This is a genomic window from Bradyrhizobium sp. 191 (assembly GCF_023100985.1).
In the GTDB taxonomy this organism is placed as follows: Bacteria; Pseudomonadota; Alphaproteobacteria; order Rhizobiales; family Xanthobacteraceae; genus Bradyrhizobium; species Bradyrhizobium diversitatis.
Genome location: NZ_CP064692.1, coordinates 5,206,883 through 5,220,045, shown reverse-complemented (window position 1 = coordinate 5,220,045; position 13,163 = coordinate 5,206,883). Strand labels below are relative to the sequence as shown.

Annotated in this window: 16 protein-coding genes and 2 tRNA genes; 4 read left to right on the top strand and 14 right to left on the bottom strand. The window is 65.0% G+C overall.

What is annotated here, in order from left to right; all coding sequences use genetic code 11:
- Positions 1-389 precede the first annotated feature (389 nt).
- Both IVB23_RS24275 and IVB23_RS24270 read left to right on the top strand, forming a co-directional pair.
- The gene (locus IVB23_RS24275; RefSeq protein WP_063816684.1) at positions 390-860 is read left to right on the top strand and encodes a YbaK/EbsC family protein; all 471 of its coding nucleotides are present in this window, start codon (positions 390-392) and stop codon (positions 858-860) included.
- Positions 861-974: 114 nt separating this feature from the next.
- On the top strand, positions 975-1,394 hold the full coding sequence (locus tag IVB23_RS24270; RefSeq protein WP_061881151.1) for a CBS domain-containing protein: 420 nt from the start codon (positions 975-977) through the stop codon (positions 1,392-1,394).
- Positions 1,395-1,559: 165 nt separating this feature from the next.
- Here IVB23_RS24270 and IVB23_RS24265 read toward each other — a convergent pair.
- From IVB23_RS24265 to IVB23_RS24205, 13 genes are all read right to left on the bottom strand, one after another.
- Positions 1,560-1,635: transfer RNA gene (locus tag IVB23_RS24265), tRNA-Phe, on the bottom strand.
- Between the two features lie 186 nt (positions 1,636-1,821).
- Positions 1,822-2,004, bottom strand: coding sequence for a DNA gyrase inhibitor YacG (yacG, locus tag IVB23_RS24260; RefSeq protein ID WP_247800338.1), 183 nt, complete (start codon positions 2,002-2,004; stop codon positions 1,822-1,824).
- A gap of 147 nt (positions 2,005-2,151) precedes the next feature.
- Positions 2,152-2,781, bottom strand: coding sequence for a Maf-like protein (locus IVB23_RS24255; protein WP_061881153.1), 630 nt, complete (start codon positions 2,779-2,781; stop codon positions 2,152-2,154).
- A gap of 156 nt (positions 2,782-2,937) precedes the next feature.
- Positions 2,938-3,405, bottom strand: coding sequence for an arsenate reductase ArsC (locus IVB23_RS24250; RefSeq protein ID WP_197966566.1), 468 nt, complete (start codon positions 3,403-3,405; stop codon positions 2,938-2,940).
- 5 nt (positions 3,406-3,410) lie between these two features.
- Complete coding sequence (locus IVB23_RS24245) at positions 3,411-3,908, bottom strand: UPF0262 family protein (protein WP_247800337.1); 498 nt, start codon at positions 3,906-3,908, stop codon at positions 3,411-3,413.
- On the bottom strand, positions 3,905-5,200 hold the full coding sequence (gene hisD / locus IVB23_RS24240) for a histidinol dehydrogenase (protein ID WP_247800336.1): 1,296 nt from the start codon (positions 5,198-5,200) through the stop codon (positions 3,905-3,907). Before hisD ends, IVB23_RS24245 begins: the two co-directional genes overlap by 4 nt.
- 147 nt (positions 5,201-5,347) lie before the next feature.
- The gene (locus tag IVB23_RS24235; RefSeq protein WP_028176540.1) at positions 5,348-5,791 is read right to left on the bottom strand and encodes a DUF2948 family protein; all 444 of its coding nucleotides are present in this window, start codon (positions 5,789-5,791) and stop codon (positions 5,348-5,350) included.
- An 82-nt stretch (positions 5,792-5,873) separates the two neighbouring features.
- Positions 5,874-6,533: an epimerase gene (locus IVB23_RS24230; protein WP_247800335.1), complete on the bottom strand. Its 660-nt coding sequence runs from the start codon at positions 6,531-6,533 to the stop codon at positions 5,874-5,876.
- Positions 6,534-6,589: 56 nt separating this feature from the next.
- Positions 6,590-7,414, bottom strand: coding sequence for an alpha/beta hydrolase (locus IVB23_RS24225; RefSeq protein ID WP_061881158.1), 825 nt, complete (start codon positions 7,412-7,414; stop codon positions 6,590-6,592).
- Between the two features lie 131 nt (positions 7,415-7,545).
- Positions 7,546-8,055: a hypothetical protein gene (locus IVB23_RS24220; RefSeq protein ID WP_061881159.1), complete on the bottom strand. Its 510-nt coding sequence runs from the start codon at positions 8,053-8,055 to the stop codon at positions 7,546-7,548.
- A 191-nt stretch (positions 8,056-8,246) separates the two neighbouring features.
- Entirely contained in the window at positions 8,247-8,555 is a 309-nt protein-coding gene (locus IVB23_RS24215) for an EthD family reductase (RefSeq protein ID WP_061881160.1), read from the bottom strand.
- Between the two features lie 216 nt (positions 8,556-8,771).
- A complete protein-coding gene (locus IVB23_RS24210) occupies positions 8,772-10,478 on the bottom strand; it encodes an FAD-dependent oxidoreductase (protein WP_247800334.1) in 1,707 nt (568 codons plus the stop codon).
- A gap of 39 nt (positions 10,479-10,517) precedes the next feature.
- Positions 10,518-10,706: a hypothetical protein gene (locus IVB23_RS24205; protein ID WP_061881162.1), complete on the bottom strand. Its 189-nt coding sequence runs from the start codon at positions 10,704-10,706 to the stop codon at positions 10,518-10,520.
- A gap of 317 nt (positions 10,707-11,023) precedes the next feature.
- Between IVB23_RS24205 and IVB23_RS24200 the strand changes: the two genes are divergently transcribed.
- Together IVB23_RS24200 and IVB23_RS24195 are read left to right on the top strand one after the other, a co-directional pair.
- Positions 11,024-11,098: transfer RNA gene (locus tag IVB23_RS24200), tRNA-Thr, on the top strand.
- Positions 11,099-11,190: 92 nt separating this feature from the next.
- Positions 11,191-11,541, top strand: a complete 351-nt coding sequence (locus tag IVB23_RS24195; protein WP_247800332.1) for a RidA family protein — start codon at positions 11,191-11,193, stop codon at positions 11,539-11,541.
- A gap of 1,066 nt (positions 11,542-12,607) precedes the next feature.
- Here IVB23_RS24195 and IVB23_RS24190 read toward each other — a convergent pair.
- Entirely contained in the window at positions 12,608-13,102 is a 495-nt protein-coding gene (locus IVB23_RS24190) for a cyclic nucleotide-binding domain-containing protein (protein ID WP_247800330.1), read from the bottom strand.
- Positions 13,103-13,163 lie beyond the last annotated feature (61 nt).

Sequence of the window (13,163 nt, the reverse complement as noted above, 5' to 3'; positions counted from 1 at the left end):
ATATAATTGAAATATCTACAAAATCAGCCATCAACGAACTGCCGCCCTGCCATGGCCGCAGCGCCGTCGAGCGCTTTCCAGAGGTGTGGGGGTTGGCCTCGTCCATCGTCATGCACCGAACCATCCCTGCCAAAAGAGTCCGTGCAGCGGGCGACGTGCATGGATGGCGCTGGCGCAACGCCGGTGCACAGGCGCCAGGAACCGGGCTCCAGATCCTTGTCTTGACGCGTTTTCACGCGAACCGGTGCTCCACTTCGCTGGAAAACGCTCTGATTGCGGCATCCGAGGGCAAGGCCTATGCTGCAGCCCGGCAATCACGCGGCCGCCCATCGTGCGGCGGGGGCAGCCTCACGGTGGATGGCTCGCACACCCATCCGAAAGGCTACGCCATGACCATTGCCCCCACATTGCACCGATATCTGGCTGCGGAGAACATCGAGTACGCCGAGATCCCGCACGCTCTCACCATGTCGTCCGCGCGCACGGCGCAGGCCTGCCACATCTCGGGCGATCATCTCGCCAAGGCCGTCGTGCTGCGGCATGACGGCGGCTATATGCTCGCGGTCGTGCCGGCATCGCACCATCTCAACCTGCCGGACTTGAAGGAGAGGCTCGGCGAGGATCTCGTGATGGCCAACGAGACCGAGATCAACCGGCTGTTCGCGGACTGCGCGCACGGAGCCGTTCCGGCGGTCGGCCGGTGCTACGGGCTCGATCTCGTCGTCGACGACAGCATCAGCGCCCAGCCTCAGGTCTATATCGAAGCCGGCGATCACGAGACGCTGCTTCAGCTCACCCATGCGCAGTTCGCGCGCCTGACGGCCAGTGCACCGCATGGACGCTTCAGTGTGCACGACTGACGCGGCATGACAGCAGGATGATTCCCGGCACGCCGGTCGCGGCGACGCGTGCGGTTGCGCCCGGTTCGTTGTATAGTCACATCGCGGGGGCTGCGTTCGCAAGGGAGGTCCTCCATGAAGGTCAAGGACGTGATGCACAAGGGCGTCGATTGGGTCAGCCCCGACACCCCGATCACCGAGATCGCGAAGTTGATGCGAGGGCACGACATCGGCTGCATTCCGATCGGCGAAGACGACCATTTGATCGGGATGGTGACTGATCGCGACATCGTCTGCAAAGGCCTTGCGCGCAAGGACTTCAACGCCGCGGGCATGACGGCGCGGGACGTGATGACCGAAGGCATCCATTGCTGCCGGGAAGACGACGATCTGGCGAAAGCCGTGCACCACATGGAGACGCTGAAGGTCCGCAGGCTGCCTGTCATCAACAGGAGCAAGCGGATGGTCGGCATGATCAGCCTGGGTGATGTCGGTCAATCCGCCACCGCTGATCTGCTGACCCAGTGCGTCAAGGGCGTGTCGGCCCATCATTGAGGCAATTTCGGCTTCGATTCCGGACCTTCGTCGGACCGCTCGCAGACCCCGCGGCCCGCGGAGTTCTCTCGGGCATACCGTCATTCCCTTCGCCGCACTCGGCGGCCATCTCCGTCCGGGGCAAGCGGCAGTCGGTTCTGGTCAAACCTAGGCGCTGAGGCGAGATGGTGCCCAGGGGCGGAATCGAACCACCGACACTGCGATTTTCAGTCGCATGCTCTACCAACTGAGCTACCTGGGCGTGCTCCAAGAGAGGGGCCAAAGCCCATCGAGCGGGCGGTTTATAGTGGGCTCGGGGCGGCCTGTCCACCCACGCTTCGCCTTTGGCTTCGCGGGGCTCGGCCCGGCTGTGCACAAGGTGCGGCCGTCCTGCCATCGCCTGCGCGCGGCGCGGCGCCTATACCGGTAATCGATTGATATTACTTAACTATTCAACATCGTCCACTTCGTCGTCGCGGCCGGGGATGACGTAGGAGCCTTTCAGCCAGCGGTTCAGGTCGACGTCGCGGCAGCGCGAGGAGCAAAACGGGCGGGTGGCCTGCGCCTGCGGCTTGCCGCAGATCGGGCAGGTCTTGAGCGGGCCGGCTTGCTTTTCGATCTGGTCGTCCATGGGGGTGCGCGGCTTACACGAGGTGAGGAAGTTCAAGCGCCCGTCGGCAAAGGGGTTCCTGCAGCAACGGCACATGCCGCGCCGCCGCCAGGACCCGCCGGGCCATTCTACTGTGCATGGGGTTGTTTTCGTGATTTTTATCGGCGCTCACACGGACGTGGTGTTGAGCCAGCCGAAACGGATCGGAAAACCTTCGCCGCCGAGCAGCGTCGTGGTCTCGTAGAGCGGCAGGCCGACGACGTTGGTGTAGGACCCCACCATCTTCACCACGAAAGAGCCGGCGATGCCCTGCACGGCGTAGCCGCCGGCCTTGCCGCGCCATTCGCCTGAGCCGATATAGGCCTGGATGTCGTCCTCCGAGAGACGCTTGAAGCGCACGCGGGTCTCGACCAGGCGCTGGCGGAACGCCTCGCGCGGCGTGACGAGGCAGATCGCGGTGTAGACGCGGTGGTTGCGGCCCGACAGCAGCCGCAGGCACTGCGCGGCCTCATCCACCAGATTGGCCTTGGGCAGGATGCGGCGGCCGACCGCCACCACCGTGTCCGCCGAGAGGATGAAGGCGCCGCGCAGCTCGTCGTCCAGCTGCACCGATTTCAGCGCGGCATCGGCCTTGGCGCGCGCGAGCCGATTGGCGCAGGCGCGCGGCAGCTCGCCCCGCTTCGGCGTCTCGTCGACGTCGGCCGGCCGAAGCGCGTCCGGCTCGATGCCGGCCTGGTTGAGCAGCGACAGGCGGCGCGGCGAACCGGAGGCAAGTACGAATTTGGGGCGGCCAAGCATCAGGTGATTTGCGGGATGAAGCGGAGGGGTGAATTGCGCGCGGAACCTATCGGAAGGGGGCTGATTTCACAACCGGGAACCGGAGGTTTGGTGATTCGAGGTGTCGGACATGCCTGTGCCTGCGCTCTGTGACGCGGGTGTTACGGACGCCGCTCGCTACCCGCTCGCCGCGCCCGCCTTGGCAAAGCGCCGGCGGATGCGCATCAAGAGCTGATCGCAGACCTCGCGATAGGCAGCGAGCTTCTGGTCGCGGCTGCCTTCGGTGATGGTCGGATCCTGCGTCGGCCAGTATTCGACCTCGGCCGCGAGTGTCCGTGTCAGCTCCAGTGCCTTGTGATGCGCCTCGGGCGAGAGCGTGATGATGAGGTCGAAATTCAGCCCCTCCCAGTCCTCCAGCTCCTCGAAGGTCTGCGGCTTGTGGGCCGAGATGTCCTGGCCGAGCTCGGCCATCACGGCGACCGCGAATGGATCGAGCTCACCCTTCCTGGTACCGGCCGACTTCACGTAGAGGCCCTGTGGAAACATGTGCAGCAACAGGCTCTCGGCCATCGGCGAGCGTACGCTGTTCATCGCACAGGCGAACAGCACCGATTGCGGATCGCGTGCGCGTGGCGGACCCGCCATCGCGCCTACCCCTTCCAATGCAGGACGGTAATGAGGGTGAACAGGCGGCGCGAGGTCTCGAAGTCGACCCGCACCTTACCCTTCAGTCGCTCCTGGAGCGTGCGCGATCCCTCGTCATGAATGCCGCGGCGACCCATGTCGATCGCCTCGATCTTGTCGGGGGTCGCGGTGCGGATCGCCTGGTAGTAGCTGTCGCAGATCATGAAATAGTCCTTCACGATCCGCCGGAACGGCGTCAGCGACAACAGATGCGCGACGACAGGCGTGCCGTCCTCGCGGCGGATGTCGAACATCAATCGGTTGCCGGTGATGCCGATATGCAGCGTGAACGGGCCCTTCCCCTCCGCGCCGTCGGGCGCGAACAGATTCTGTTCGATCAGATCGTAGATCGCGATCGCCCGCTCATGCTCGATGTCCGGCCCGGAACGGCCGATCGAGTCCTCGTCGAGCGTGACGCCGACGATGCGATTGGCCGAGTCGTCCTGTTCGGGCGGCTTTGTCATGACAGATTGAGGCGCAATCCAATCGAACGCGAATGGGCATCCAGCCCCTCCGCCTTGCCCAGCGTCATCGCGGCCGGACCGAGCGCACGCAATTGATCGGGTCCGCATTTCAGGATCGAGGTGCGCTTGATGAAGTCGTGCACCGAGAGCCCGGAGGAAAATCGCGCCGAGCGCGCCGTCGGCAGCACGTGATTGGAGCCGCCGACATAGTCGCCGATCGCCTCGGGCGTATGGGGCCCCAGGAACACCGCGCCGGCGTTACGGATCTTTTCGGCGAGCGCCTCCGGATCGGAGGTCATGATCTCGAGATGCTCGGCAGCGATGGCGTCCGCGAGCGGGATCGCCTCGGCAAGGTTCTTCACCATGATGATGGCACCGAAATCGGCCCAGGAGCTGCCTGCAATCGCCGCGCGCGGCAGCGTCTTCAGCTGCGCCTCGACCGCCTTTTCGACGTCGGCGGCAAGGCGTGCCGAGTCCGTGATCAGGATCGACTGCGCGCTCGCATCGTGCTCGGCCTGCGCCAGCAGGTCGGCGGCGATCCAGTCGGCGTTGCCGGTATCGTCGGCAATCACCAGCACCTCCGAGGGACCGGCGATCATGTCGATACCGACCTTGCCGAACACCAGCCGCTTTGCGGCGGCGACATAGGCGTTGCCGGGGCCGACGATTTTTGCAACCGGCGCGATCGTCGCGGTGCCGTGCGCGAGCGCGGCGACGGCCTGCGCGCCGCCGACACGGTAGATCTCGGTGACGCCGCCGAGATGCGCGGCCGCCAGCACCAGCGGATTGAGCTTGCCGTCCGGCGAAGGCACCACCATCACGAGGCGCGAAACGCCGGCGACTTTCGCCGGCACGGCGTTCATCAGCACCGAGGACGGATAGGCCGCGGTGCCGCCGGGCACGTAGAGGCCCGCGGATTCGATCGCGGTGTAGCGCCAGCCGAGCTCGACGCCGAGCGGGTCGGTGAAGCGCTCGTCCTTGGGAAGCTGACGGCGATGATAAGTCTCGATGCGGTCCCGCGCGAGCTCGAGTGCATCCAGCGTCGCGGCATCGCAGGCCTTCACGGCGGCCTCGATCTCGGCGGCGGAGATGCGCAAGGAGGATGCATCCAGCGTCAGCCGGTCGAACTTTGCCGTGGCTTCGAGCAGGGCGGCATCGCCACGCCTGGCCACGTCATCGACGATCGCGCGCGCGGCGGCCTCGACATCGGCCGAAACCTCGCGCTTGGCGGCGAGGAAGGCGGCGAATCGCTGGTCAAAATCGGCGCTGCTGCGGTCGAGGCGAACGGGCATGTTTCGCTTGGCTTCTGGCTGGTATTTTGGGGGCGGATCGGCGCACCGGGTCCCCTGCTCAATGGCGCGGCGGGGAAGCTGCGTCAACCCTCGGAAGATGCCGTTCCGGCGAGGGCCTCAGCCCATTCGGCTGGTATACCGGCCACTTCACCCCTCCCCCTCGATGCCCGTTCCCAGCGCGTCGTCCCCGAGGTCGGTCAGCTCGCATTCCAGGCACTCGACGTCGAGGCGGATGGCGCCGCCCTGGGCGAACAGAAGCAGGGCGCTGCCGCCGGGCTCCTCGTGGCGCCCGTCCTGGGAGTGAAATTCAATGCCGACGAGGTCCAGCACCTTGTCCGGCGCGGCGAGATCGATGTTGCGCGACTTGCAGGCGAGCACACGGTCGAAACGGAGCGCGGCGACCAGCCGGCGTGGTTCAGCTTCGCCCTCCAATGTCTGCTCCCAGTCCAGCCGGCTCATTCCGACCACAAGCCGCTTCTCGCCCTGCCGCCAGATGATGTCGGAGGTCTGGACTCGGGCGTCCTGGACATGGGTCGAGATCACGGCGAGGTCGTCGGCGTCGAGCGCGATCAGTTTGAGCTGGGGCGACATTTCCGACGCTTCTCCATTGGAGGGGTCAGGGCTCAACGCGTGCGGGCCCCGAAATTTCCGCGCAAACTAACCGGCCGGCAGGTTAGAGGCTATTGATATCCTCCATCTCCAGCACCCTGCGCGGATACCCCTCCCGGGCAACGCGGATCATGGCGCGGCCCATCTGCTCGGTCGAGGTGACGAGCCGCGGCGAAATCCTGCGCAGCACCGACCAGAGCGGCCAGGTTGCGATATAGACCGCCTGCACCCAGGGGGTCTTGGACCGGGCGCCGTGCAGGGGCTGGATCGCGCCGGGCCGGAACATGTAGGCGGCCTTGAACGGCAGCTTGAGCAGGTCGTTCTCGGTCTTGCCCTTGACCCGCGCCCACATCCGCGAGCCCTGCTCGGTGGAATCGGTGCCGGCGCCGGTGACATAGGTGAAAACCATCTGCGGATTGAGGCGCGCCAGCGTCGTCGCGGCCGCGAGCGTGAGATCATAGGTGAGATGGCGGTAGCGCTCCTCGCTCATGCCGATCGAGGAGACGCCGAGGCAGAAGAAGCAGGCGTCGTATCCGGTGAGCTGGGCTTCGATCGCTGAATAGCTCAGGAAATCCTCGTGGATGATCTCGACGAGCTTGGCGTTGCGCACGCCGGTCGGGCTGCGGCCGACCACGAGCACACGATCGATGCCGGGGTCGATCAGGCATTCGCGCAAGACGCCCTGGCCCACCATGCCGGTCGCGCCGAAGATGATCACCTGCATCGGCACGTCCCCAATGGGCTCGCAGCTCTCGCCGCGAGCCCGATCTGCCCGAAGCCTCACTCCCTGAAGAACGCCAGCAGGTCGGCGTTGATGGTTTCCGCGTGCGTGGTCGGCATGCCGTGCGGAAAGCCCTTGTAGGTCTTCAGGATGCCCTTCTTGAGCAGCTTGGCCGAGAGCGGCGCGGAATCGGCGTAGGGCACGATCTGGTCGTCGTCGCCGTGCATCACCAGCACCGGCACGTTGATCTTCTTGAGGTCCTCGGTGAAGTCGGTCTGCGAGAACGCGACGATGCCGTCGTAATGGGCCTTGGCGCCGCCCATCATGCCCTGGCGCCACCAGTTCTGGATCACCGCTTCCGACGGCTGTGCGCCGGGGCGGTTGTAGCCGTAGAACGGGCCGGCGGGGAGGTCGCGATAGAATTGCGTACGGCTGGCGGCGAGCTGCTTCTGGAGATCGTCGAACACGCTCTTCGGCAGGCCGCCGGGATTGGCCGCGGTCTGCACCATCAGCGGCGGCACGGCGGAGAGGATCGCGGCCTTCGCCACCCGGCTCTCGCCGTGGCGCGCGATGTAGTGCACGACCTCGCCGCCGCCGGTGGAATGGCCGACATGAATGGCGTTCTTGAGGTCGAGATGCGCGGTGACCGCCGCAAGATCATCGGCATAGTGGTCCATGTCGTGGCCGTCGGCGACCTGCGCCGAGCGGCCGTGGCCGCGGCGGTCATGGGCGATGACGCGATAACCGTGCGCGACGAAGAACAACATCTGCGCGTCCCAGTCGTCCGCCGACAGCGGCCAGCCATGGCTGAACACGATCGGCTGGCCAGAGCCCCAATCCTTGTAGAAGATCTCGACGCCGTCTTTGGTGGTGATGGTGGGCATGGATTGCTCTCTTTCGGTGAAAAATCAAATGCGTGGCGCGCGGACGAGCACGCGCCAATGCCGTGCAGATAGCAACGCGAGATTCTGAATGCGATGCCTCGCATCAACGGGGAGCGTTGAGAATCGTGTGATCAGGCAAACGCCATCGGTCGGAAGCGGCGCCAGGCGCCGATGGTCAGCACCACGAAGAACACCAGCACGATGCCCTGCACCACGGCGAACACCGGACCGGACGGCGGCGCCGGCGGCACGGCCGGTGCGAGGGCGGCGAGCGCCGGCACCTTCAGGAACGACTGGATGACCAGCACGAAGACGTTGAAATAGAGCGAGATCATCGCGGTCACGATATAGACCGGGCGCCAGACTCCGGCGAGCTTCATGCCGTACAGCGCGACGCAGGCGATCGCGAGCAGCACCAGCGAGATGATGCCGATGATATGCGAGGGCAGCAGCTCCTTGAACGGAAACAGGAAACCGGTGGCGCTGGTGAGGATCGTGGTCAGCAGGAAGATCGCGGTGAGGGCCGGCATCGGCTTCGAGCCGAGCAGGCCGAACATCACGACGAGGCCTGCGACGATGGCGATCAGGCTGATGATGACATGGATCAGCGTAAGAGCGGGCAGACTCAACCCAAGGACCATGACATCTCTCCTGTTCTCCGCATTGAGATGCTGAGAGTAGTATTACGGTCCTCATGGGATTGCCACCTGCGTTGTCGTCACATGCAGAGGCGCGGCCATGCGTCATCGTGCGAATCGACAAACGCATGGCCGGTTTTTTTGCATCGCCGTCACGACGGACGGCCGTTTCCGACGAAAGTCGGATCGATCCTTCACACTTCCTTGGTGTCGAAGATCAAGAGGTCGGCACCGCCGCTGGCGAACTTGGGCACGTCGGCGCCGGTCGCCTTGCCTTCGGGGCTGGCGAATGCCGCCTGAATGTCGGCCACGCTGTCGAAGGTGAGAATGGCGACGAGATGGATCCCGGAAGGACCTGCGGGAGATGCGACCGGCCCCTTGCTGACGGCGTATTTCTTCAGACCGGGAAGTTTCTTGGCGAGCGGGATGTGCGTCTCGGCATAGTAATTGTCGAAGGCGGCAGCGTCCTTGGGCGTTTTGTACAGCACGACGATTTCAGCCATTTGGTCCTCCCGTGAAAATTTGTTGTGTTTGGATCCTCATGGTGAGGAGCGTGCGAAGCACGCGTCTCGAACCATGAAAGGCCCGGGTCGTCGTTCCGGGCCTTCATCCTTCGAGACGCGCGCTCAGGCGCGCTCCTCAGGATGAGGGGATAGTCTGCAGGATGTGGCGCAATGGCAAGTCCCATTTGACTTGCCATTCGCTTGTCTTCTGCGTGCCTAAAGCGCCGGTTTTGCGACGTCGCCGAGATAGCCGTGCAGGGACGCCACGACCTGCGCGCCCTCGCCGATGGCGCCGCCGACGCGCTTGACCGAGCCGGAGCGGACGTCGCCGACGGCATAGACGCCGGGCACGGATGTTTCCAGCGGCGCCACCAGCTTGCCCTGGTTCTGTTCGGACTGCGCACCTGTCACGACGAAACCGCCGCGATCGAGAGTCACGCCGCAGCCGTCGAGCCAGGAGGTGGCGGGATCGGCGCCGACGAACAGGAAGAGATTGCGGATGTCGGCAGAATCCTCGTCGTCCGACAACCGGCTTTTCCAGCGGATACGCCGCAGCAGCGAGGCCTCGTCGCCCTCGAGCGCGGTAATCTCGGTGTTGAACATCAGTTCGATGTTCGGCGTCGCTTCGATGCGCTCGATGAGATAGCGCGACATGCTGGCGCCCAGGCCGCCGCCGCGGATGATCATCAGCACTTTCCTGGCGTGGCCCGACAGGAACACGGCGGCCTGCCCTGCCGAATTGCCGGCACCGACGAGGGCCACCTCCTCGCCGGCGCAGAGCCGCGCCTCGACCGGCGAGGCCCAGTACCAGACGCCGCGTCCCTCGAACTTGTCGAGGTTCGCGATGTCAGGCCGGCGATAGCGCGCGCCGCTCGCGACCACCACGGCGCGCGAACGCAGGGGATCGCTGCCCTCGATCGTCACCGAAAATGCGCCATTCCCGCGCGTGCAGTCCAGCGACTTCACCGTCACCGGAATCATGATGTCGGCGCCGAATTTCTGCGCCTGGGTGAACGCACGCGCGGTCAGGGCCTGGCCTGAGATGCCGGTCGGAAAGCCCAGATAGTTCTCGATCCGCGCGCTGGCGCCGGCCTGGCCCCCGAAGGCGCGGGTGTCGAGCACGGCGACCGACAGCCCTTCGGACGCGGCATACACGGCGGTGGCGAGCCCTGCGGGTCCGCAGCCGACGACCGCAACGTCGTAGATGCGGTCACCCTTCGCGCCGCCGATCATGCCGATGGCGCGCGCGAGCTCGGTCTCGTTCGGATTGCGCAGCACCGCGCCATCGGCAGTGACGACCAGCGGCCAATCTTCGGGCTTCGGCAAATACCGCGCGATCAGTTCGGCCGCATCGCGATCGCGATCGGGGTCGAGCAGATGATGCGGCTGGCCGTTGCGGGTGAGGAACCCCTGCAACCGCACCACCCCGACGGAGTTCGACGGTCCGATCAGCACGGGGCCGCCGGCGCCGTCCTGGATCAGATTGACCCGGCGCAGGATCAGCGCCCGCATGATCCGCTCGCCGAGCTCGGCCTCGGCGACCAGCAGCGCGCGCAGCCGGTCCGGCGGAAGCAGCAGCGTCTCGACATCGCCCTCGGCGCGGCCGTCGACCAGCGCAGGCTGGCCGGAGAGCTGGCTGAGCTCGGCCAGGAATTGCCCCGGCCCCTGGTCGATCACCGGGGTGACGTGACCGAGCCCGTCGCGCTGGGTGATCGCGACAAGGCCCTTCAGCACGACGAACATGCCGGGGCCGGGCTTGCCGGTCTCGAACAGCAACTCGCCATCCGCGAAGGTGCGGATTTCGCCGAAGTGCCTGATCCGTTCGATCTCGGCCGGTGACAGCGCCGGAAAGGTCTGCTCGGGGCGAATGAAGCGCGACAGCTGCGCGTCACGGTCGGTTCGTCGTGGTTCGTCCTGCCCCATGGCCACCTCATGCACTCCAAAAATTCCGGCCGCCCGCCTTCAACTGCCGGTCTTGCCGGCGGCCCCCTCATTTAGGGAACCATCGTCGTTCTGCGAGGGGTCGGTGCTTGCGGCGCGTTCGCGCGCCTGCACCTTCCGCCGCTTCAGGTTCTCGCGCAGCGCCGATTTCAGGCGGTCGTCGCGGGACGCCCGCGCCTGGCTCGCGCTCTTGTCGTTCTGGTCGGTCATCAAGGGTCCATTCACGGAAATCGGGGATAGGATGCCACCGAAGTGTGGCAGCTCAAGAGGCCGACGCGATCCGATCGTGCGAAACGCGAAATGGAGCAAGTCCAGCGTCCCGGGCAACTGGCCAGTTGGCCGGGGATATCGGGCCCCGAATCGGCGGAAAGTCGATGATTTCCCATCAAATGGGGCATTTTGGCCCCGATATCGGCTCGATTTTCTCGCTTCGGCGGGGCTTGCAAGCTTGCACAGGAGGGGGGCTTGTGGCAGATATCGGCCCGCTTGGTAGGCCCCTCGGGCGCCCGATTCTTGTCCCAGCACATGCTGCCGTAGCTCAGTGGTAGAGCACTCCATTGGTAATGGAGAGGTCGACAGTTCAATCCTGTCTGGCAGCACCAGCTTCCCCCATTGAAGCGAGCCTTATTGAAACAAGCCTTATTGAAACAAGCCCTGCGCCTGGCCAGCGAGCCCGCAACTCCCGGATGCCATCGTGATCAAACGTTCCCTGCCCTATGAAGGACTGCTCCACGAGATCGTCGAGCATAACGGCGTACTCTATCTCGGCGGCATCGTTCCCGAGGATCCGGGGCTCGACATGGCGGGCCAGGCCGACGACGTGTTGCGCCAGTTGAAGACGCTGCTCGAGGGGGCCGGCTCCGATCTCTCCTGCGTTCTGCAGGTGACCATCTTCATGGCTGATCTCGCCGACAGGGCGGCGTTCAACCAGGTGTGGAAGCGCTATTTCACCGTGGACCATCTGCCGGCGCGTGCCGCCATCGGCGTCGCGGATCTCGGCCCGGGCGTCAGGCTGGAGCTGACGGCGATCGCCGCCCGCCGCTGATCCTCGAGCGGCATCGGCAAGGCGAGAAAGCTCGGTCATTCCTGCGCTCACACATCAAGCACCGTTCTCGCGGCGCGAAGCGTCCGAGTTTCGCTGTTTTCCTTGACCCTCTCCATGTGAAGAGGGCGCAGGGAAGGCCGGGTGCCGGCTGGCACCCATGATCCGCCGCGCGAAGAATTTGCACACGCAAGTGCGCAGGCGGGACGACAGGTGGGCCGGAAAACACCCGGCCTTCCCTGCGCGATGGTTTGACGGCTTATGCGCGCTCTCCCCGGAGCCGAGTTCCTTCTGGCCTCCGTCACCTCGCGAATTGACGATGCCTCAAGGCCCGGTTGAGCCCCGACCCATCTCCGCAAGGCTTGACCGTAGCAACGACGGTCAGGACCACGCGCTTTCGCCGTACGCAGCGGCCCCGCTCTGCCCAAGGGCTTCGCCGGACTTGAGCGCCGTCCGTCCGCACGCAGTCGGGACCTCACGAGGTTCATCTCGCCCTGGTCCCACCTCGCATGCCCGGCGCTGCCGCGTCCACCGCACCCCGGCCCACGTTCGTGACGACGTACGATCGCCCCTCTCCCTGGGCCGGGATGGCGAGAATATGCCGCAATTCCGAATTTCGGTAAAGCGGAATATTTTCGCAAAGAGGGGTTGACGGGATTTTGTGAGGGGATGGGTGTTTTGCCCGACGGGTCAAAATCGTTGCGATCGATATCCGCTTACGGCGGGCCCTTCGCAAAGATGCAGTCACGCTGTCCTTTTGACCCCTGAATTCATGGTGATAATATTGTGACCTGCGGTCCGTCCGGGAGGACACCATGGAATGGTTTGACCGGCTGCTTGGAAGGACGTCGTCGCCTCCGACCCGGCTCTTTGCGAGATTCAGGCGGAGGGCACCGACTGATCCCGACCTTCTGAAAATCGCCAAAGACCGGAAAGGGCATGTCTCGCGAAGAGCCGTGCGAGATGAATATGATCGGCTGGTCTTGGAGAAGTACGCGCACGATAAGTCGTGATTTCCAGGACCATCGAGCCTTGCTCAGTGGCGAAACATGATGGTTTCGCAACGGCTCTACCCGTCCTGCGCACCATCGATCGAGCCACCCACCTGCAGTGTCGCGAACCGATCGTCTGACCGTCGCAGCCGCCGGCAGAGCTCGCGGTTGATGTTCTGCAGGACGATCACATAGGCGTGGATATCGGCCTTGTAGCAGGCGTAGAGCTTTTGGGCCGTCAGCTCGTACAGTTCGGTCGCGCTCTCCGCGACCACCGTGGCGGAGCGGTTTTGCATTTCGATCAGCGTCATCTCGCCGAAGAAATCGCCGGGCTCCAGAGCCGAAATCGGGATGACGCTCCCCGCGTTCGTCCGCTTGCTCACCGCCAGCCGACCGGATTTGACGATGAACATCGAGCGTCCCGGCTCGCCCTCCGCGACGACGGTTGCACCGGCATCGAAGCGGCGCTCGACCAGCATTGAGATCAGGAGGTCGAGGCTCGGCTCCGGGAGACCACCGAAGAACGGTGTGGCGAGCAGGAAGGCTTTCAGATCGGGATCGCTGGCGGCCATTGCGCAAGGATATGCGCCCTCGCCATCCGCAGCAAGCAGAGGACACCGGCGCTGACGTCGC

Excerpts from the sequence above, each read along its gene's own strand:
- IVB23_RS24225 (WP_061881158.1), bottom strand. The coding sequence starts at position 7,414 with ATGCCCACCATCACCACCAAAGACGGCGTCGAGATCTTCTACAAGGAT.
- IVB23_RS24190 (WP_247800330.1), bottom strand. The coding sequence starts at position 13,102 with ATGGCCGCCAGCGATCCCGATCTGAAAGCCTTCCTGCTCGCCACACCG.
- IVB23_RS24230 (WP_247800335.1), bottom strand. The coding sequence starts at position 6,533 with ATGCAGGTGATCATCTTCGGCGCGACCGGCATGGTGGGCCAGGGCGTC.
- IVB23_RS24255 (WP_061881153.1), bottom strand. The coding sequence starts at position 2,781 with ATGCTTGGCCGCCCCAAATTCGTACTTGCCTCCGGTTCGCCGCGCCGC.
- IVB23_RS24220 (WP_061881159.1), bottom strand. The coding sequence starts at position 8,055 with ATGGTCCTTGGGTTGAGTCTGCCCGCTCTTACGCTGATCCATGTCATC.
- IVB23_RS24215 (WP_061881160.1), bottom strand. The coding sequence starts at position 8,555 with ATGGCTGAAATCGTCGTGCTGTACAAAACGCCCAAGGACGCTGCCGCC.
- IVB23_RS24250 (WP_197966566.1), bottom strand. The coding sequence starts at position 3,405 with ATGGCGGGTCCGCCACGCGCACGCGATCCGCAATCGGTGCTGTTCGCC.
- IVB23_RS24210 (WP_247800334.1), bottom strand. The coding sequence starts at position 10,478 with ATGGGGCAGGACGAACCACGACGAACCGACCGTGACGCGCAGCTGTCG.
- IVB23_RS24235 (WP_028176540.1), bottom strand. The coding sequence starts at position 5,791 with ATGTCGCCCCAGCTCAAACTGATCGCGCTCGACGCCGACGACCTCGCC.
- IVB23_RS24245 (WP_247800337.1), bottom strand. The coding sequence starts at position 3,908 with ATGACAAAGCCGCCCGAACAGGACGACTCGGCCAATCGCATCGTCGGC.
- IVB23_RS24270 (WP_061881151.1), top strand. The coding sequence starts at position 975 with ATGAAGGTCAAGGACGTGATGCACAAGGGCGTCGATTGGGTCAGCCCC.
- IVB23_RS24205 (WP_061881162.1), bottom strand. The coding sequence starts at position 10,706 with ATGACCGACCAGAACGACAAGAGCGCGAGCCAGGCGCGGGCGTCCCGC.
- hisD (WP_247800336.1), bottom strand. The coding sequence starts at position 5,200 with ATGCCCGTTCGCCTCGACCGCAGCAGCGCCGATTTTGACCAGCGATTC.
- IVB23_RS24275 (WP_063816684.1), top strand. The coding sequence starts at position 390 with ATGACCATTGCCCCCACATTGCACCGATATCTGGCTGCGGAGAACATC.
- yacG (WP_247800338.1), bottom strand. The coding sequence starts at position 2,004 with ATGGACGACCAGATCGAAAAGCAAGCCGGCCCGCTCAAGACCTGCCCG.